Origin of the sequence: Sphingobium sp. LSP13-1-1.1 (assembly GCF_040676415.1) — a bacterium.
In the GTDB taxonomy this organism is placed as follows: domain Bacteria; phylum Pseudomonadota; class Alphaproteobacteria; order Sphingomonadales; family Sphingomonadaceae; genus Sphingobium.
This window is the reverse complement of the sequence record NZ_JBEGHU010000042.1, coordinates 1-1,298: the sequence shown is the minus strand read 5'-3', so window position 1 is coordinate 1,298 and position 1,298 is coordinate 1. Positions and strand designations below refer to the sequence as shown.

Sequence of the window (1,298 nt, the reverse complement as noted above, 5' to 3'; positions counted from 1 at the left end):
TGAGGTGGTGTCGGCAATTCGGACAGGGTGATAAGCTCATCCCGACCTGAAGGAATGGACGGGAATGAAGACGACGAGAAAGCGCTACAGCGCCGAGTTCAAGGCGAAGGTGGCGATGGAAGCGATCCGGGGCGATCTGACGCTGGCGGAGTTGGCGGCCAAACATGGCATCCACCACACGATGATCGGGGCATGGAAGCGGCAGGCGATGGAGGGCATGGCCAGCCTGTTCGATAATGGCGATCAGAGCTCAAAGGCTGCCAGTGAAGCGGAAATCGAGAAGTTGCACGCCAAGATCGGGCAATTGCTGGTGGAACGCGATTTTTTGGCGAAAGCCTCCGGTCGATGAGCGTGGCCTGGAGGCGATCGAGGATCGAGCCGGCACATCAGCACCTGTCGATCGCGATGCAGTGCCGCCTGCTGTCGATCAGTCGGTCGTCCTATTACTACACGCCGGTGCCGGAAACCGACGAGACGCTGGCGCTGATGACGGTGATCGACGAGACGTTCATGGAATACCCGTGGTACGGTAGCCGGCAGATGGCGCGGCATTTGCGGCGTCTGGGCCATGCGATCGGCCGTCGCCGGGTCCGGCGGCTGATGGCGAAGATGGGGCTGGCGGCAATTTACCAGCGTCCTCGCACGAGCGATCCGCATCCCGAGCATCGGATTTATCCCTATCTGCTGCGCAATCTGGAAATCACGCGCCCCAACCACGTCTGGTGCGCGGACGTGACCTATCTGCCCATGCGCCGGGGCTTCCTGTATCTGGTCGCCATCATGGACTGGGCAAGCCGCAAGGTGCTGGCCTGGCGGCTATCGAACACCATGGATGCCGGCTTTTGCGTAGCGGCCCTGGAGGAGGCGCTGGCCCGTTTTGGTAAGCCCGATATCTTCAATACCGATCAGGGTAGCCAATTCACCAGCAATGCCTTCACCGGTGTGCTGCGCGCAGCCGAGATCAAGATCAGCATGGACGGCCGGGGACGCTGGATGGACAATGTCTTCATCGAACGGCTCTGGCGGTCTGTGAAGTACGAATGCGTCTATCTGCACGCCTTCGAAACCGGATTTGAACTGCGCGCCGGCCTTGGCCGATGGTTCGCATATTATGACAACCATCGCCCGCATTCACGCCTTGCGGGCAAAACCCCAGGCGAGGCATATGGGCAAATCGGCGCTTCAAATCCTGGGGGGCATGCCCCCCAGGATTTGATCACCCAAATGGCGGCATAAAACGACATCCGCGATGAGCTTAACTTAGCCGCCAACCTGTCCAAGAAGGCGAGGCCACCTCA

At 60.2% G+C, this 1,298-nt stretch carries 1 protein-coding gene; it reads left to right on the top strand.

The genetic code is table 11. The features are described 5' to 3' along the window. Nucleotides 1-64 precede the first annotated feature (64 nt). A protein-coding gene (locus tag MRBLSP13_RS17335; protein ID WP_363736966.1) for an IS3 family transposase occupies nucleotides 65-1,236 on the top strand; the annotation gives its coding sequence in 2 pieces (ribosomal slippage) (nucleotides 65-329 and nucleotides 329-1,236; 1,173 coding nt in all). Nucleotides 1,237-1,298: the final 62 nt, after the last annotated feature.